At 43.1% G+C, this 17441-nt stretch carries 17 protein-coding genes, 1 tRNA gene, 2 pseudogenes and 1 riboswitch; of the genes and pseudogenes, 3 read left to right on the top strand and 17 right to left on the bottom strand.

Annotated elements, in window-relative coordinates; translation table 11 throughout:
* Nucleotides 1–86 precede the first annotated feature (86 nt).
* Nucleotides 87–1313 carry a polysaccharide deacetylase family protein gene (locus R8695_RS10235; RefSeq protein WP_154779805.1) on the top strand — a complete coding sequence of 409 codons (1227 nt, stop codon included), beginning with the start codon at nucleotides 87–89 and terminating at the stop codon, nucleotides 1311–1313.
* Between the two features lie 196 nt (nucleotides 1314–1509).
* Here the strand turns inward: R8695_RS10235 and R8695_RS17935 are convergent.
* The 12 genes and pseudogenes from R8695_RS17935 to R8695_RS10290 all read right to left on the bottom strand — a co-directional run.
* Nucleotides 1510–1677: pseudogene (locus tag R8695_RS17935) on the bottom strand (transposase); the annotation flags it as partial.
* 159 nt (nucleotides 1678–1836) lie between these two features.
* Nucleotides 1837–2754, bottom strand: a complete 918-nt coding sequence (locus R8695_RS10240) for an SH3 domain-containing protein (RefSeq protein ID WP_243139461.1) — start codon at nucleotides 2752–2754, stop codon at nucleotides 1837–1839.
* Between the two features lie 55 nt (nucleotides 2755–2809).
* A tRNA-Arg gene (locus R8695_RS10245) sits at nucleotides 2810–2881 on the bottom strand.
* A gap of 237 nt (nucleotides 2882–3118) precedes the next feature.
* Complete coding sequence (locus tag R8695_RS10250; RefSeq protein ID WP_118508808.1) at nucleotides 3119–4741, bottom strand: Na+/H+ antiporter NhaC family protein; 1623 nt, start codon at nucleotides 4739–4741, stop codon at nucleotides 3119–3121.
* 154 nt (nucleotides 4742–4895) lie between these two features.
* Nucleotides 4896–5062, bottom strand: a riboswitch (Lysine riboswitch).
* A 114-nt stretch (nucleotides 5063–5176) separates the two neighbouring features.
* The gene (locus R8695_RS10255; protein WP_167829741.1) at nucleotides 5177–6010 is read right to left on the bottom strand and encodes a hypothetical protein; all 834 of its coding nucleotides are present in this window, start codon (nucleotides 6008–6010) and stop codon (nucleotides 5177–5179) included.
* A 30-nt stretch (nucleotides 6011–6040) separates the two neighbouring features.
* On the bottom strand, nucleotides 6041–7099 hold the full coding sequence (locus tag R8695_RS10260; protein WP_154779806.1) for a DUF6077 domain-containing protein: 1059 nt from the start codon (nucleotides 7097–7099) through the stop codon (nucleotides 6041–6043).
* Nucleotides 7096–9510 carry a xanthine dehydrogenase family protein molybdopterin-binding subunit gene (locus R8695_RS10265; protein WP_154779807.1) on the bottom strand — a complete coding sequence of 805 codons (2415 nt, stop codon included), beginning with the start codon at nucleotides 9508–9510 and terminating at the stop codon, nucleotides 7096–7098. The genes R8695_RS10260 and R8695_RS10265 overlap by 4 nt, the downstream gene beginning before the upstream one ends.
* Before the next feature lie 2 nt (nucleotides 9511–9512).
* The gene (locus tag R8695_RS10270) at nucleotides 9513–9980 is read right to left on the bottom strand and encodes a (2Fe-2S)-binding protein (RefSeq protein WP_118508804.1); all 468 of its coding nucleotides are present in this window, start codon (nucleotides 9978–9980) and stop codon (nucleotides 9513–9515) included.
* Nucleotides 9970–10788 carry an FAD binding domain-containing protein gene (locus R8695_RS10275; protein ID WP_154779808.1) on the bottom strand — a complete coding sequence of 273 codons (819 nt, stop codon included), beginning with the start codon at nucleotides 10786–10788 and terminating at the stop codon, nucleotides 9970–9972. Before R8695_RS10275 ends, R8695_RS10270 begins: the two co-directional genes overlap by 11 nt.
* Nucleotides 10789–11036: 248 nt before the next feature.
* Nucleotides 11037–11504, bottom strand: coding sequence for an ABC transporter permease (locus R8695_RS10280; RefSeq protein WP_154779809.1), 468 nt, complete (start codon nucleotides 11502–11504; stop codon nucleotides 11037–11039).
* Nucleotides 11501–11635 carry a hypothetical protein gene (locus R8695_RS10285; protein WP_279238192.1) on the bottom strand — a complete coding sequence of 45 codons (135 nt, stop codon included), beginning with the start codon at nucleotides 11633–11635 and terminating at the stop codon, nucleotides 11501–11503. Before R8695_RS10285 ends, R8695_RS10280 begins: the two co-directional genes overlap by 4 nt.
* A gap of 64 nt (nucleotides 11636–11699) precedes the next feature.
* Nucleotides 11700–11927: a hypothetical protein gene (locus R8695_RS10290; protein ID WP_154779810.1), complete on the bottom strand. Its 228-nt coding sequence runs from the start codon at nucleotides 11925–11927 to the stop codon at nucleotides 11700–11702.
* Between the two features lie 318 nt (nucleotides 11928–12245).
* Between R8695_RS10290 and R8695_RS10295 the strand changes: the two genes are divergently transcribed.
* Entirely contained in the window at nucleotides 12246–12833 is a 588-nt protein-coding gene (locus tag R8695_RS10295; RefSeq protein WP_154779811.1) for a cytidylate kinase-like family protein, read from the top strand.
* 138 nt (nucleotides 12834–12971) lie between these two features.
* Here R8695_RS10295 and R8695_RS10300 read toward each other — a convergent pair whose 3' ends face one another.
* The 4 genes and pseudogenes from R8695_RS10300 to R8695_RS10315 all read right to left on the bottom strand — a co-directional run bounded on the left by R8695_RS10300 (nucleotide 12972) and on the right by R8695_RS10315 (nucleotide 15829).
* Nucleotides 12972–14069, bottom strand: coding sequence for a DUF362 domain-containing protein (locus R8695_RS10300; protein WP_118508800.1), 1098 nt, complete (start codon nucleotides 14067–14069; stop codon nucleotides 12972–12974).
* A gap of 84 nt (nucleotides 14070–14153) precedes the next feature.
* A complete protein-coding gene (locus R8695_RS10305; RefSeq protein ID WP_243139462.1) occupies nucleotides 14154–15023 on the bottom strand; it encodes a DegV family protein in 870 nt (289 codons plus the stop codon).
* 104 nt (nucleotides 15024–15127) lie between these two features.
* A pseudogene (locus R8695_RS17700) lies at nucleotides 15128–15298 on the bottom strand (winged helix-turn-helix domain-containing protein); the annotation flags it as partial.
* Nucleotides 15299–15394: 96 nt separating this feature from the next.
* Complete coding sequence (locus tag R8695_RS10315) at nucleotides 15395–15829, bottom strand: DUF2383 domain-containing protein (protein WP_154779813.1); 435 nt, start codon at nucleotides 15827–15829, stop codon at nucleotides 15395–15397.
* An 88-nt stretch (nucleotides 15830–15917) separates the two neighbouring features.
* Here R8695_RS10315 and R8695_RS10320 point away from each other — a divergent pair, with 88 nt between their 5' ends.
* Nucleotides 15918–16061, top strand: a complete 144-nt coding sequence (locus R8695_RS10320) for a hypothetical protein (protein ID WP_154779814.1) — start codon at nucleotides 15918–15920, stop codon at nucleotides 16059–16061.
* A 35-nt stretch (nucleotides 16062–16096) separates the two neighbouring features.
* Here the strand turns inward: R8695_RS10320 and R8695_RS10325 are convergent, their stop codons facing one another.
* Entirely contained in the window at nucleotides 16097–16675 is a 579-nt protein-coding gene (locus R8695_RS10325) for a phosphatase PAP2 family protein (RefSeq protein ID WP_118508797.1), read from the bottom strand.
* Nucleotides 16676–17441: the final 766 nt, after the last annotated feature.

Below are 17441 nucleotides of genomic sequence, written 5' to 3' on the forward strand. Positions count from 1 at the left end.
AGAGGTTAGCAACCTTGAATCTCCTTGTAATTTTTTTTCATTTATTGTATCATATTGTAGAATAATAAAAATAAAGGAGGCATTTTATGTCAGGCCATTCACCACAGACAAGCCGCCTGCTGACTGTCATTGCTGTCTTTCTGTGTATCTGCATGAGCGGGATTTTTACACGTTCTTCAGCTCTGCCGTCACAGATCAGCCCAAGCTCTGATGCAGAAACCCTTGTCTCTGAAGAAATCTCCCTGACAGTTACACCAGTTGATATACCCCAGGCCACTCCAACCCCATCACCGAAAGTGACCAAGGCAGCTTCTAAAAATAAATCCAAAAAATCTTTCAAGGTTTCCCACGAAGCTTCCGAAGGTAACTGGACTTCCAGTGGAAGTAACTGGATGTTTCTTGTAGATGGAAATGCATATACCGGCTGGCTCACAGACACAGACGGTAAACGTTATTATTTCGACGAAAACGGGATCATGCAGACCGGCTGGGTAGATGTAGATGGAAAACGATATTATATGGATCTGGACGGCATTATGCAGACCGGAGATATCACGATTGGCAAAAAGTCCTATCATCTCAATGATGACGGATCTTTAGAAGGCTATAAAGCAAAAAAAACTTCAAAGAAAAAAAGTTCAAAGGAAAAAAATAGAAAAAATTCTTCTTCTGATAAAACTTCAGCCGTTTCCAGTACAGATTCTGACAGCAAAAAATACGTTGCCCTCACCTTTGACGACGGCCCCAGTTCTTTTACAGACAGACTTCTGGACTGTCTGGAGGAAAATAACGCAAAGGCCACTTTCTTCATGGTAGGTACAGAAATCGCAAGTTTCCCCGAGGAAGTAAAACGTATGAAAGAACTGGGCTGCGAGCTTGGAAACCACACTTACGATCACACAGATCTGACCACTCTGTCATCAGAAGACATCAGTTCCGAGATCGCCCGGGTAGATCAGCAGCTTGTTGACCTCACCGGCCAGGGTGCATCTGTGGTACGTCCGCCTTACGGTTCTGTGAATGATACTGTCAAAGCAACCATCGGCACACCTATGATCCTGTGGTCTATCGATACCCTGGACTGGAAAACACTGGATTCCCAGTCTACAGTGGATGAAGTCATGAATAATGTTCAGGATGGATCCATTGTTCTTATGCATGACATTTACAGCACTTCTGTAGATGCCGCAGAGATTTTGATCCCTCAGCTGATCGAAGACGGATATGAACTGGTAACAATTCATGAACTGGCTTCTGTCCATGGGATTGAACTTCAGACCGGCATTACATACGGAGATTTCCATAACAACTGATGCAATTGTCAGATTTATAGCTGCTGCCGGAGAGCATTTCCTGTCTTTCCGGCACATATTTTTATATCACAATGATGATTTTTAACACCGTCAGCTCCAAATAAAACTATCCCGGCAAGTACAAGGCTTTTACGCTTTACTGCTTGTTCGGGATAGTTTTATTTTAAGAAATATTTTTTATTTTTGAGCGCAAAAAGCCCCTATCCGAACAATTGGCTAACAAGCCTGAAAAATCTAATTTCTCCATCACTTTTTTAAGGGTATAGACGGGATCGTCGTCAGGTAAACTCAATTCATAGAAACTAAAGTTAATTTTCTGTTGTCCTAATTCAAAAAAGTCATTATAATAATTAATTGTTAGCATAGTTACATTATAACATGTAACGGAGAAAAAGATGGTTGTCGTTAGCCATCTTTTTTTCTTTTTATAGATATAAACAAGAAGGATGTAATTCGAAACGAATTACATCCTTCTTGTTCTAGGACTATCTATTTCCTGACAGCCCTTTTATTATTTTCCTATTCAGTTCTGTTCAAGGAGATCTCCACGGATATATCCCGTTTCACCATCATAATCAATCTGCACCCATTCACCTTCGGTGCCCTGCTTCTCTACCTGATCTCCCGCTGAAATTACGCCAAGAATCTCAGCATCCGTATTCGCTTCCGCACGGACATTACAATCCTCGGAAGCAGTCAGCATTGTGCCGTTCTGCGCCTCTGTCGATGCGTTGACAGTAGATTCTTCTCCCAGTCCGTTCAGGAACTCTTTCAGAGCAGAATCATCCTGCTGTGCCTTATCCAGCTCAGTCTGTACTTTCGATACAAGTTCTGATACATCGCTGTCAGAAATCTGAGAATCCATATATACAGAAATCTGAGAATCCTGCGATGCATCATTGTCAATAATCCAGTTTCCGTCGCTGTTCTTATATACATAGAACTGTGTCAGCGCCGGAGCTTTGGTATCAATACCCTGACAGATATAATAGAAACAGGCGTATACCACATAAGAGTCATCTGTCATACCCTTCTTGGTGTAAACATCGCCTACTTCATACCCTTCGATATAATCGTTTAAATTTTCGACTTTTGACTCATCGGACGGTGTAAAATCATCTTCCAGAGTCTTCAGCGTTGCAATATCTTTTTCCCCCAGAGCTTTATAATAGCTCTTAATTAATGCAGTGATATCTGCATCTGCTGTTTCCATAGGATTGGCGTCTTCTTTCTTCTCGTCAGACTCCCCTTCATTTGTCGGAGAAGAAGGAACATTTCCCTGGTCACCGGATGTGGTCGTCTGTCCGTCACTGGAATTCCCCTTATTACTTCCTGTGCAGGCACGGATACCAAAGAACAAAACCACCACGATTATCAGAATTCCACCGCCCAGCATAAAATACCGGAGGTTATCTGACAACCATTCTCTAAAATCATCCAAGTTCTTGTCCTCCTTATGATACAACGCACCGGAACTGTACATACGTCCCAGGCAGCACACCTGAAGGGAATCGAACCCCCGCACATGGTACCGGAAACCACCGCTCTATCCACTGAGCTACAGGTGCAAGTAACATAATCAGATCATCTGAAATTGTCATAGATGTTCATCATTAGTTAACATTGATTCTATCACATGACCCTGAAAATGTAAAGTTTTTTTTGGGAATATGCTTAAATGCACAAAAGTTATCTACTGTTTCGACATTTTCTCCAACAGAGACTTCAAGGGCGGACACGTCAGCATGCTGACATGTTCACCCTTTTGTTCACCCTTTTATTCCCTTTTCTTTCCAGCTGAGCCTTTACATCTTAAGGGTATCAAACTTAAATCTGACAACCAGCAGAGTCAGAAACATTAAAACAAATCCGGCAGGAAGTGCGATCCACGGAGTCTGCACAAAGCCTGCTATAATATAAGTTACGAAAGAAACAACCGCTGCCATCAGCGCATATGGAAGCTGTGTGGTAACATGATTTACATGATCACACTGTGCGCCCGCTGAAGCCATGATCGTAGTATCTGAGATTGGTGAACAATGATCACCGCATACAGCCCCTGCCATGCATGCAGAAATAGAAATGATCATCAGTTCATGATTCGTTCCTGAAAATACATCTACTACGATAGGGATCAGGATACCGAAAGTTCCCCAGGAAGTACCTGTGGCAAATGCGATCACTGCACCGATCACGAAGATAATAGCAGGAAGCAGGTTCATCAGACCGCCTGCAGAAGATTTTACAACACTGTAGACGAAATCAGATGCTCCCAGACTGTCTGTCATTGCCTTCAAAGTCCATGCAAAGCTGAGGATCAGAATTGCAGGAACCATTGCCTTGAATCCTTCCGGAAGACATGCCATACAGTCACGGAAATTCATAACACGGCGTACCAGATAAAGCACAATCGTGATGACCAGTGCAAAGAAACTTCCCAGTACCAGACCAACAGAAGCATCACTCTGTGAAAATGCAGTAACAAAATCAGTACCGCTGAAGAATCCACCTGTATAGATCATTCCGATGACACAGCAGATCACAAGACTGATGATAGGGATCAGAAGATCGATCACTTTTCCACGGGGATTCACTTTCGCATCATCCTCCGCATTGGCATACGGTCTTCCCGCAGTGGTGTAAATATCACCCTTCAATGCATTTGTTTCATGAACACCCATAGGTCCGAATTCCACTTTCATAAAGACCATGGCGATCATCATGAAAATAGTCAGCAGTGCATAGAAATTGTAGGGGATCGCATGCACAAAAAGAGAAATACCATCCTCTCCTTCTACGAATCCGCTTACTGCTGCTGCCCAGGAAGAAATAGGGGCAATAATGCAGACAGGTGCTGCTGTAGCGTCGATCAGATATGCCAGCTTCGCACGGGATACATTATGTTTGTCCGTTACAGGCCGCATAACGCTTCCTACTGTCAGGCAGTTAAAATAATCATCAATAAAGATCAGTACACCCAGAACAATAGTAGCAAGCTCCGCACCTACTCTTGTCTTGATCTTCGTACCTGCCCAGCGTCCGAATGCTGCTGAGCCTCCTGCCCTGTTCATCAGGCATACCATCGTTCCCAGGATAACCAGAAAGATCAGAATACCCATATTGTAAGAACTTGTGAGCACAGAGATCAGCCCGCCTTCAAAGATATGAAGGACAGTTCCCTCGAAACTGAAATTAGAATAAAACAAAGCTCCCACCAGGATTCCAGCAAACAGAGAACTGTATACTTCCTTGGTGATCAGAGCCAGGGCGATGGCCACGATCGGCGGGATCAACGCCCAGAAAGTTCCGTAAAATTTCGCAGATGCCGCTGTTTCCTCCTCCGCTGCCAGAGCAGTCAATGGACTGGCAAGAAGCATCAGCATGATCATGGAGAATCCCAGTGACCATTTCTTTAAGTTACTTTTCATTTAAGTACCTCCCTCTTTTTTCCAGATACATAACAAGAAAGAATCCTGCCCGGAAGGCCTTTTGCATAATAGGAAATTCGTCAAATTCTCCTGTTATACAAAAAACCACGAATGTATTATGAAACACATTCGTGGTATCTAACGTAGTATACGTTATTTCGATAGCGCTTCACCCAGGTGACAGTACGGCACATATTCTGTGACGTCCCAGGAACCAGCCTCCTGACCTGTCAGGTTCCTTCGGCGGTTTCCCCTTTCACCGGATGGCTGTCATACCATACTCCCCGGTCTACTGATGAATCCCGCGCCTCTATCTTTACATATCATTTTTTACACTTTATCAGTTTTTCAGGCAAATAGCAATAGATATCCTGCTATTTCTGCTTATTTTTCCAAATTAAGCAGTATTTCCTGCATCCTAGCATTAATCATATCCTATCCGTTGTATTTATAAACATAATAGGATCCTGTCTGCGCCAGCAGTTCACATCCGCATTCTGTGAGGAATTCATGATCTCCCCCATCTGTTTTCACTATGACAAAATCTGTTTTTGTCTTTTTAAGCGCATTTATAAATCCCTCTTTATCCTCATGGATATGGTATTCTACCACATCCAGCAGTGCTTTCTGTTTCTTATAGAAACTGCCGTTCTCATTATATTTTCCAACTGCTGTACTGCCTGCCCGGTAAAGACTGGCATTTCTGCTGATCACCAGACGGATGCTGGCATCATACTGCCGCACAATACTGTTCAGATCATTGTCAAAAACTGCCCGCGGAGCTTCATTTTCCTGATTCTGATGGATCACATCACAGATGGCCCGCAGATCATCCGGAACTTTATAAATATTCTCCGCTTTCGCGAAATTGGTCACCACTCCATCCAGAGGATTTCCCAGTACGATCAGCGCCGCTGCCACCAGAACCGCCATAATGGGTCTTAACCATTTCCAGCGGATAACAGTTACAAGACGCACTCCGTAATAAGCCACCGCCGGTATCACCGGAAGGATCCAAATAAAACGGTAATACTCATTTTCAAATTTTGCCTTTGAGATCAGATATTTTACAACCAGAGGATTATAGACCGTCAATAATAAGAAAAATGTATATCCTATAAAAATCCTGGAACTTCTCCTACGCCCCCATATCAGCGTACACAAAAGCCCTACTGCAAACAAAAGAGGATACCAGCAAGAACTCCAATATATTTTCATGCAGGCACTGACAAACTGCATCCCCATTTCTTCAATTGTTACTCCTGCCACTGTTTTCTCCTTTCCACCTTATCTTCCGTTTTATGATGCTGCCAGCGTGAGCCAGCCCAGTCTGCAGGCAAAAAACACACCTGCATAAAGAATGGACGGGATCATACAGATCACACAGCACAACAGTCCGAAAGGTTTTTTGTTCATGACTGCAGCCGGAGCCATACCGGCTGTGATCACAACAGGAAAAATAATGGCAGAACCTGAAAACGTCAGCGCACTGATCGCTGTGATAAACAATATGATCCACACATTCCTGTTATCTTTTTCCTGAAGATACCATATCGCACACATCAGAACTGTCGGAATAGCAATATTGGCAAGTATGGCCTTTCCCTCATAACATCTTGTAAAGAAAAAGGTTCCTGAAGAATACAATGTTCCGCAGAATAACTGAAGCATACAGGTAAATACCACCATCAGATCTGCTTTTTTTGCGTCATTTTCCAGAAGCCTCTTTCCAATCTGATAAATGATCAGGTTCGCCGTTAGTACATTCATACAGGACATGACGATCTTCGCCTGGACAATGGGATGGATCCCCAACAGTCTGCACCATACCGCATTGTTCATGGGATATGCCGAAAATATATATCTTGCCTGAAATGTCTTCAACGCAGCACCGTTAAAAGGATTATACCTGGCAAGAGTATCCGTATATACAGATGTACTGACAGTTCCTACATAATAGGCAGCATCCACCGTAGTATCATTGTAAAAGATAACGATCAGACACTGAAGTAAAACCGCTGCACCTGCCAGAAAGATCATCCAGGAGTGCTGTTTCCAGATCCCTGCACTCTTCCTGTTTCTTTTTCTCAGGGAAATGATTCCCCAGACTGCAGCTGCCACAACCAGAACCGCCATAAAAACAGCCCAGACATACGCCGCCGTAGTCAAAGGTACCCAAAGCAGTGTCATCGGAACAATCAGCAGCTCAAACACTGCAAAATATCCCAGATATCCCAGTATAAAAACAAAGGAAATATCGGCTTTGATCTTCAGGATCTTTGCGAGAAGGCTGCCCGCTGCATAAAAAATCAGAAATTCCAGCACGAACCCTATACACGCAAGACACGCTTCTCTCAACTGTCCACCTGCTCTTCTGCCTGTTTTTTCAGAATACCCATGGCAATCTTTTCCGGTGTCATGGGTAATTCCGTCAGACGTACACCGGTTGCATTGTAGATTGCTTCTGCCAGTGCAGGGCACGGAGTATCAATAACCAATTCTCCGATAGATTTCGCTCCAAAGGGACCTGTTTTCTCATAACTGCTCTCAAATTCCACTCGGATATTTCCGATATCCTGTCTGGTCGGAATCTTGTACTGCATGAAAGAGTTATTGCGGATTTTTCCCCTGTCTGTATACTGCACCTCTTCACTGAGTGCCATACCGATTCCCTGCGCAATACCGCCCTCTGTCTGTACACGGGCAAGATTTGGATTGATTGGCGTACCACAGTCAACTGCTGCCACATAGTCCAGAACATCTACATTTCCGGTTTCTGTGTCAACTTCAACTTCTACCATACCAACCATGAACGGAGGCGGTGAAAGCGGTGAAGAATGCTGTTTTACTACCTGAAGTTCAATGTTATTGAAGAATGTGCTCTTCAGCGCGATATCTTCCAGCGATACTTTCTTTTCTGCATCTGCTGAACTGTTAAATTTCACATCTCCACTGTCAAAACCGTTCTCTGCAGAAGCATTTTCTGTGTTATTTTCTCCATTGCTCAAATCTGTGGCATCCATACCAAGTGTTTCATCATAGAAAACATAAGAGCCATCGAAGTCAACTTTTTTCTCATCTACTTCCAGCATCTCTGCGCCAAGTTTGCAGATTCTTTTCTTCAGTTCCTCACATGCTTTCATAACTGCCACACCTGTTGTATAAGTTGTGGAGGATGCATAAGAACCGGAATCATATGGAGAAATATCGGTATCTACGCTGAATACCACAATATTATCCATCGGTGTATTCAGACAGTCTGCTGCAATCTGTGCCATGATCGTGTCACAGCCTGTCCCCATGTCCGTACATCCAAGTGCAAGTGTATAAGAACCGTCTTCATTTAATTTAATGTCAGCTCCGCCTACATCAACTCCTGCAATAGAAGATCCCTGCATTGCCATGGCAACACCAACTCCGCGGACTTTGCCGTTACCCATATCCCGGCGTGGATATTTGGAATCCCAGTCCATCATCTTCTTTGCACGTGCCATACAGCGATCCATGGAACAGCTCTGCGCAAACGGTACATCATGATATCCCGGAAGTGGGCCACCCTCTACAGGCATATTCAGTTCTTTAAGCTTAACAGGATCCATTCCCATCTTGTGGGCAAGTTCATTGACTGCAGATTCCACTGCGAAAATACCCTGCGTAGCGCCATAGCCACGATATGCTCCTGCTGCCTGCACATTTGTATATACAACATCAAAAGAAAATCTGTATGCTTCTGTATGTCTGTAAAGTGCAATAGACTTGTGTCCGCTCAAACCTACAGTTGTAGAACTGTGCTCTCCATATGCGCCTGTATTGGACAGCGTATGTACATCGATCGCTCTGACAATACCGTTCTCATCTGCACCTGCACGTACTGTGATCTCCATTTCATGACGTGGAGAAGAACAGATCATGGACTCATATCTGGAGAAGATCATCTTAGATGGGCGACCTGTTTTCCATGTCACGATCGCCGGATAAATTTCACTAACAGAAGTCTGCTTCGCACCGAAACCGCCACCGATCCTTGGTTTGATGACACGTACTTTGGAAGCAGGGATATCCAGGGCTCTTCCCACGATTCTTCTCACATGGAAAGGTATCTGAGTAGAAGACAATACGATCAGTCTGCCGAAATGATCCATATAGCAGGCTGTACGGAATGTCTCCATCATGGTCTGCTGGTTGGCTTTTGTATGATAAGTGCGTTCTACTGTGTATTTACACTCTGACAGGACTTTGTCTACATCGCCCTGTTCTTCCATTGCCGTGGCACACAGATTTCTTTTATTATCTCCTCCAAGCGGGATTTTCAGCTTCCAGTTCTCTTCCGGATGAACAAGGATCGGGTTATCCTTCGCCTTATGCATATCCAGGACAGGTGCTTCCACACGATAGTTTACGCGGATTCTCTTTAAGGCCTTATCTACTGCTTCCTCTGTCTCACCGGCTACAAGGGCAACAACATCTCCCACGAAACGCACATGGCGGTCAATGATCAGTCTGTCGTCAGGACTCATCTCCGGCGCAGTCTGACCTGCAAGGGTAAAACGCTTCTGCGGTACATCTTTATAGGTAAGAATGCATGCAATACCGGCCACTTTCTCTGCATTGCCTGTCTTAATGTCTTCTACCCAGGCATTGGCATGGGGGCTTCTCAATGCTTTGACGATCAGGCAGTCCTTTGGTGCCAGGTCATCTGTATAAACAGGTTTTCCAGTTACCAGTGACATTGCATCAGTTTTCCGTACAGGTTGATTTACATATTTCATCTTTATGCTTCCTCCTGTGCTTTCTTATATTTAAGGAATTTCAGAATACTCTTGGTCTGAGAAACAAAACCGGAACATCTGCACAGATTTCCTGCCAGATATTCTTTGATCTGCTCCTCTGTCGGGTCTTTGATCTCAGCAAGCATTGCAAACACATTCATAATAAATCCCGGATTGCAGAAACCACACTGCTCTGCTCCCTCATTGGCCAGGAAACTTCCGAACTCCTGTGCTTCTCTCTGCATTCCTTCCAGGGTTACGATCTTCTTTCCTTCGATTCGAGCTGCAAGTGTACTGCAGGAAAGCACCGGGCGTTCATCCATCAGTACCGTACAGAGGCCGCAGTTGGCTGTTTCACAGCCTCTTTTTACGCTGAAGCAGCCCTGTTCACGCAGAAAATCAATAAGCAGTGTATCCGGCTGGATCTCTGCGTTACGGTTCACACCGTTAAGCCAGAAATTAATATTCATTCTTCATTCCTCCTACTGCTTCCCACGCTCTCCTTGTAAGAACCCGCACCAGAAGAGCCCTGTATTCTGCTGAACCGCGCATATTTCCATCAACATGCACTGTCTCTGCTGCATAGGATGCAAAATCTGCAATCGCCTGGGTACGCTGGTTCCTGGTCATATTCTTAAAGTTCTTCAGGATCTGTTTCTCATCTTTCACTACCATTGCCTTATACGGTCTGGCACCGATCACTGTTCTTGCTTCCTCTCCGATCAGGGATGCTGTACAGGTCAGTACCGGAAAATCTGTCTTCGTATTTCTCTGACTCTGGTAGCAGATAAAAAGCGGTTCTTTTCTGACTATAATATTTACAAGGATATCATTATCCTTCTTCATGTTCACGAATTCTGTCAGCGGAACACGTCCACCATTGTACAGTTCCACCCAGGTATCCATTCCCAGGAACATGGTAAGAACATCAGAAAATCCAAATCTTCCATAAATACTTCCCCCCACTGTGGCACAGTTACGGAATTGCACACCTACAATGTGACAAAGGCTTTCTTTCATAGCTCCATGTGTGTAGGTGTCCAGAGCCTCATTTGTTTCCAGATCCCTGAGGGATGTCATACATCCGATGACAAATTCCTCATCATTTTCCATAATGGTATCCAGTCCAAGGCCTGACAGGTCAATGGCTGTGGATACTGCTCTGTTGCCCATTTTCATCCAGACCATTCCACCAATGATACGGGCAGTTTTTTTCTGGTTCAGCTCATAGGCTTCTGCCAGACTTTTTACCTTTACATAGCTTTTGATTTTCAGCATTATGTAATCCTTTCTCTTTTTTCTATACTGAAATTTCACTTCTTCTCTCAGTATTCTGTCCGTTTCTTCCGGACAACCAATTTATCATATTAACATAATCTGATAGAAAAATCTACAAATCTGTCTTTTTTCCCCGATCATTTTAACATAATCCCGAAGTCTGTGTCTATTGATAAAAATACCCAAATTATAAATAAAAAAGGTGTATATCATGCTCTGATATACACCTTCGCCAGTCCCGGATGCTGTCAGCCGGAATATCTTAATGCATTGATTGGTTTCTTTCTGGCCGCTTTATTTACCGGATATAATCCGAATACGATCCCGATCATACAGCCCATCATACTTACCAGAAGTGCTTCAATAAGAAACTGCAGCATGATTGTTCCTCTGCTTGCACCAATGGCTTTGCGGATTCCAATTTCCTTCGTTCTCTCTGTCACAGAAACCAGCATAATATTCATAATTCCAATTCCTCCTACAAGGAGGGAAATTGCCGCGATTCCTCCAATCATCAGAGACATGGTATTGGTTACACTTTCCATAGTATCCATGATCTGTGACTGATCTGTAACAGTGAATGCATCTTCATCTTTTTCAAAACGTTCTAGAATTTCCTGTGTCAGAGCTTCCTTCGCATAGTCCAGCGTATCTTCTCTGGATGCATATGCATAAAACTGGGTAACATCCAGTACATTATCTGCGATCCTTGTCATCGTAGAGTACGGAATATATCCTTCCAGAGAAACGCTGCTGTCCCTGTCACCTGGGTTCCGGAAATCAGTGCACCGTTCTCCAGCATCACATCTGCTGTATCATCTCCTGTCTGTGCATAGATCAGTTTCACCCTGCCGCTTACAGAAGCTTCCAGGGTTTCTTCATCATCCTCATCCTGGCAGGCACTGATCTTCTCATCCAGGTCCTGAATATCTCTTCAATACCTCTTCGATCTCGATTCTCGACGGGACAGTCTGAGACTGTGCATCAGCCAGCGTCAGATTACCGGTTCCTGTGATAGTATCGGAAATCTTTCCAATCTCTACAGTAGCTGACTGAGCCTGTTTCGTTTCCTCCGGCATTTTCATCGCTGTGTTCTTTTTCCCTGATTTCTTCTTTTTTATCACCTTGCTCTCAGACATCTTTCTTTCCCTCCATTTATTCAGTCTGTCATACAGTTTTTTGCCCTGACTGCTTTTTATGCAATTAACTATATCTGGAAATTGTGAGCAATTTTTGAGGCGAATATGAAAAGCCTGTACACAAAATGTGATGTCAAATAGATTCCTGGTTTATTTTTATGTGCAAGATTCAGTCATAATCTATCGTACTCTTATTTTGTGTATTATATATAATAATGTTCTTTTAATTTTGTTTTTTTATGTATTTTACTGGTATTTTTCTGACATTAGTGTTATAATGTTAACAAACAACAGAATATCACAAAGGAGGGTTTGATTATGAGTAAACGCGTAATTACCATAAACAGGATGCTTGGCAGTAACGGACGCCTGATTGGCAGAGCTCTGGCAGATGAACTTGGGTTCACATTTTATGACAAGGAACTGATCGACATTGCAGCACAGAAAGAAAACATCCCCTTCGATATACTTGCCAAAGTTGATGAGAAAAAGGGCAGCCAGTGGCGTTTCCCCATCGAGCATGAGCTCCAGCTTGACAGTGATTTTCATTTCGTGCCTATGAATGATGTACTTTTTGATCTGCAGCGTAAGATCATTGTAGAGACAGCACAGAAAGAAGACTGTGTGATCGTTGGCAGATGTGCCAACCATATTCTGGAAGGAAACTGTCTCAGTGTATTCATTTATGCACCCTTTGATTACCGTGTACAGACTGTTATGCAGCGTACAGGCAGAGAAGAAAAAAGTGTCCAGAAAATGATCCGGAAAGTAGATAAAGAACGCCGCACTTATTATGAATATTTCACTGATAAAAAATGGACGGATTTCTCTCAGTATCATCTGGCAGTTGACAGCAGCAGATTCGACCAGGATACCATCATAAAGATGATCAAACTTGGATTGTAACAGACGACCTGCAGATAGCCCTTCTTTGATCATGTAAATCATACAGAAATAACATAGAATAATATAAAAACAGGCTTTCAGCAGATATTTCCTTACCGGACATCTGCCTGGAAAGCCTGTTTTACTATGTCAGACAACTTATTTATAATTTAAAATATAATCTTTCAGGAAATCATAGATCTGATTTTCCGTAGGCGGACAGCCTTTCACATTATGAACAAATCTGCAGGTGCATGCCCCTACTCCCAGATTCCCGGTCTTTCCCCTGAAGCCCTGTCCGATGCAGATCTTTTCATCCAGTTTTTCAAACAGGCCGTCATTTTTCAGCATTTCCAGTGCAGGGATCAGATAACCATAGCAGGCGCTGCAGGATTCCACCTCTTCCACGGCATCCTGTAATTCCACTACTTTCCGGGATTTCGGCAGTTTCTTTCTGGCTGTATCCTCACAGTATATGATGCGGGCATGTTTCAGATCCGTACTTCCCACGCCCAGTTCTTCCGCCAGTTTAATATATGGTACCTCCTCTGTCTTATAATGCATCATCTCACAGACATAAGAATCCATAAGCACAGGATCCATTCCTGCCAGAACGCGGTTCATCACAACCGGATTTCCTCCGTCTTCGAAGTCCAAATCTCCGCAGATATTATCTACCACTATGAAATCCTGATGGATTCCTGCATTTAAATGAGCGATTGGTTTATGCAGTCCCATTGCATGGAATCTTCTTTTCTCCGTGTTCGGGATCAGGCCTTTCATATTTTTCAGGGCACAGGTGATCTTTGTCTGACAGTGTCCCTTCAGAACCGGAACATTGATCAGAAAGTCTACCTCTGCCACACGTTCACAGATATTTAACTTCACACCTTTGCAGTCACGCTCAATGCCTTTATCCTTCTGCATATCCCAGAAAGGCACCTGATATTTCTCCGAAAGTTCACAATATCCGCATACCTCATATGCTTCCGTAGTCTTATCTCCTACCCAGGAGCCCTCAAGAACAGCTATTTTCTTATATCCTCTCTCCTGCAGATACTCAATAATCCCCGCCACAATCTCCGGATGCGTAGTAGCTCCCCAGGAAGCCTCAGATGGCGCAACAAGATTAGGCTTGATACCAATCTGCATATCCGTATCAAAAATCTGTGCTGCCAGATTACATTGTGTCAGGAGTTCTTTGGTCATTTCTTTGTATTGCGTGCCGTTTTTTATATAAATTTCGTTCGTGTTCATAGATTCTTCTCTTTCACAATCCTTTTTATATATCTCTCTGAGCACAGCCTGTACATGCTCTGATTTCTTTTCTTATATGCAGCCTCATCTGGTCGTTCCCCAGAAAATCAGCGCCAGCATTCCCGGACCTGTATGTGCTCCGATAACAGGGCCAATATCCGCAATGCGTACTTCTGAATCCGGATATTTGGAAAGTACAGTTTCTTTCAGCTCCAATGCAGTTTCCATACTGTCTCCATGTCCGATCACTACCAGCTTTCCAAGTTCAGGCAGCCATCCCTGCTCCATTTTGGACATCTGCAGTTTAAATGCTTTTTTTCGTCCTCTTGGTTTATCCATAACTTTCAGAGTACCATCCTCTGCCACATGCAGCAACGGTTTGATATTCAAAACAGTTCCAATTGCGGCAGATGCTGCTGAAATACGTCCTCCATGACGCAGATGATCTAACATATCTACAGTAAACCAGTGGCATACCTGAAGTTTATGTTCCTCTGTCCACTTCTGCAGTTTCTCCATGGACATCCCCTCTTTCTGCATCCGCAATGCTTCACGGACAATAAATCCCTCTCCTACAGAAGCACATAAAGTATCCACACAGATAATCTTTCTCTCAGGATACTTCTCCTTTAAATCTGCAATAACCATATTCGCAGTATTATATGTACCGGATAATCCGGATGTAAAACATAAATAAAAAATATCCTGTCCGTTTTTCAGCACAGGCTCGAAATGATCATAATAAGTCTGAGGATTGATCTGGGAAGTAGAAGCAAATTTCCCAGATCTCTGCATCTCATAAAACTGCTTTACAGTAAGATTTCCTCCCGGTCCAAACAGAAACTGCTCTCCTCCAACCTCAACCTGCATAGGAATGATCTCCAGTTTCGGATAACCTTCCAGCATTTCTTCACTCATATCTGCTGTTGCATCTGTAAGAATCTGATATTCCATAAGCATTCTCTAAGTTCCCTTCGTATTTAGTCATTACCACTGCATTCAGTATACCATAGGAATCGTTAATTTACCACATCTTCTGATTCCTGCCACTGCCTTGATCAGCTGTTCAGGCGGTACCCGGCACCCCAGACTGTTTCGATGATCTGTGGGTTTCTGACATCATCTTCTAATTTTTCTCTGAGGCGATTGATGTGTACGGATACGGTTGCTACATCTGAGACATATTCATAGCCCCATATTTTCTCAAATAATTCTTCTTTTGAAAATACAATATCATTGGCGGTTAAAGATTATAGTAGAAAAAGTTAAACAGTTTTTAAACAAAAATGCCACCAGTCGTTTTCAACTGGTGACATTTTGTATAATTACAAATATTTCTGCATATCATCCCGCAGATTCTCTTCCATTCTGATAAGTTTCTTTGCTGCGGAGATGCTTTCTGAGGATGCATCTTTGCATTGGTGCAGAGCTTCTGTGATGGACTGGATTCCCATGTTGCATCCGTTCATGATGATTTTGACTGCCTGTTTGTTTTCGTCTTCTCCTGTCACCATTTTGACGCCTGTGGTCATCCAGGAGAATGTGGAGACCATGACTCCCGGTTCTTTCTCCGGCTGACCGGCACGCAGGAACATTTTGGAGACTTCTGCCTCCAGTTCTTTGTGTCTGGAACAGTATTTCTCGATCACACCTGCGATCCCGGCGTCTGTTACATGGTGCTGGACCTGCTCCATACTTTCGATTCCCATTTTACATCCGACACTGCATTCTTCCAGCAGTTTTTTGGTGCTGTTATCCATTTGGGTTCCTCCTGTCAGAATTCAAAAAATAATTTCTGTATCGGATATAGTATGTGTATTTGCCAGTTATCTATGCAATGCGATCACTATGTTTAAATATGTTGCAAAAGTCAGCCAGATCAGATACCATAACAGTAGTATCCAGACTACTGCGAACAGCTGCCATCCCAGATTAAAGGAAAAGATTGGTCAGAGGATCAACCACACTATCGGAAGTACCGTTTCCGGCTGATAAACCGGTATGATCACTATTGCATGCATCTTGTCTTATTCCCTCTTCCATTTGTGAGAGAGACCCTCTGACTGCTCCTTTGCTTTTTTACAATATGCCTGCACCAGATGATAGGCCAGTGTACTTGTAAATACTGCTACGAGAAATCCGCCCAGAACATCGCCCGGATAATGTACACCAAGATAAAGTCTGGAAAAAGCTACCATGCCTGCCAGGATTACTGCAGGAACTCCATATTTCTTTGGCAGCATTCTGAAGAAGACCAGGGCGCATGCAAAGGATGCGCATGTATGACCGGACGGGAATGAGAAGTCCGTCGGTCTGGTGATCAGAGGAATGATCTCTGTATAAGCGTCAAAAGGTCTCGGGCGGGCAACCATATTCTTGAGCAGTACATTTGTGATCAGGAATCCTATTGCAATGGAAAGTAATGCCGCGCTTCCTGTCCTGCGTGTTTTTTTCGAGATCAGCAGTACTGCTGCCACTACAAGCCAGAACCATCCTCCATTTCCCAGGAAAGTGATCACTTTCCAGAATGGGGTCAGGGCATCTATTCTCAAATGTTCCTGTATCCACAATAAAATATTCATATCTATCTGCTGTAATGTCATCATAATGTTCACCCACCATGTTAGTTTTGTTATATAAGTTTCATATGCCCCTTGTAGTCAACACATATTAATTTTGTTTTTTATCATAATGAACACTCCTTTCATTTAAAATGTGCTTAATATAATTCCCAGTCTTAAATCCATAAGGGAAATTTCCTAAACATTTCTTAAACTCTGTGTTTACCGTTCACTTCGCGCCCAATAACACTCTGTGCGGTATATCGCCTGTGACCAGCAACACCCTGTGTTCTTTTTCTTCTGTCTTCGTGTCTGTTTCTGCCGGAAAATGCTTCCAGAATTGCATAGGAAATACAGAAATATACAGTGTATATGGTATAAAGACTGCATGTCCTGCAAAGTCCATATAAGGATTATACCAGTCCAGTACTTTTAGCGCAATGCAAACCATACTGCATATATTTAATAAAATTCCCTTGATCAAACTGACTGCCCGCATAGATCTCACCTTTTCCTTTCTTATCAATAAAGTATTAATAAAGTAATTGTTGCTTCAATCCAAGTTCCCAGTCCACTGCTTACACAATAAAGATTCCATCCGGAACTTCATAATCCGGTCTGTATGGATGATTTTCGATCTGGCTGTTTTTTACTTCGTAACTTCTCAATCAAAATGTCAAAATATCATATAAATCTGTCAAAATAAAGATAGCGTCTGAACTGAAAAAAAGTTATGATAAAAACAGATTAAAAAAGATTGTCTGATCAGACAGATAAAAATTTTCTGTTACTGTTCTCAGTAACAAATTTA

Source organism: Blautia luti, from assembly GCF_033096465.1.
Lineage (GTDB): Bacteria > Bacillota > Clostridia > Lachnospirales > Lachnospiraceae > Blautia_A > Blautia_A luti.

Coding starts and splice junctions, on each gene's coding strand:
- R8695_RS10235 (WP_154779805.1), top strand. CDS start 87: ATGTCAGGCCATTCACCACAGACAAGCCGCCTGCTGACTGTCATTGCT.
- R8695_RS10250 (WP_118508808.1), bottom strand. CDS start 4,741: ATGAAAAGTAACTTAAAGAAATGGTCACTGGGATTCTCCATGATCATG.
- R8695_RS10265 (WP_154779807.1), bottom strand. CDS start 9,510: ATGAAATATGTAAATCAACCTGTACGGAAAACTGATGCAATGTCACTG.
- R8695_RS10270 (WP_118508804.1), bottom strand. CDS start 9,980: ATGAATATTAATTTCTGGCTTAACGGTGTGAACCGTAACGCAGAGATC.
- R8695_RS10275 (WP_154779808.1), bottom strand. CDS start 10,788: ATGCTGAAAATCAAAAGCTATGTAAAGGTAAAAAGTCTGGCAGAAGCC.
- R8695_RS10280 (WP_154779809.1), bottom strand. CDS start 11,504: ATGACAAGGATCGCAGATAATGTACTGGATGTTACCCAGTTTTATGCA.
- R8695_RS10290 (WP_154779810.1), bottom strand. CDS start 11,927: ATGTCTGAGAGCAAGGTGATAAAAAAGAAGAAATCAGGGAAAAAGAAC.
- R8695_RS10295 (WP_154779811.1), top strand. CDS start 12,246: ATGAGTAAACGCGTAATTACCATAAACAGGATGCTTGGCAGTAACGGA.
- R8695_RS10300 (WP_118508800.1), bottom strand. CDS start 14,069: ATGAACACGAACGAAATTTATATAAAAAACGGCACGCAATACAAAGAA.
- R8695_RS10305 (WP_243139462.1), bottom strand. CDS start 15,023: ATGGAATATCAGATTCTTACAGATGCAACAGCAGATATGAGTGAAGAA.
- R8695_RS10315 (WP_154779813.1), bottom strand. CDS start 15,829: ATGGATAACAGCACCAAAAAACTGCTGGAAGAATGCAGTGTCGGATGT.
- R8695_RS10320 (WP_154779814.1), top strand. CDS start 15,918: ATGTTTAAATATGTTGCAAAAGTCAGCCAGATCAGATACCATAACAGT.
- R8695_RS10325 (WP_118508797.1), bottom strand. CDS start 16,675: ATGATGACATTACAGCAGATAGATATGAATATTTTATTGTGGATACAG.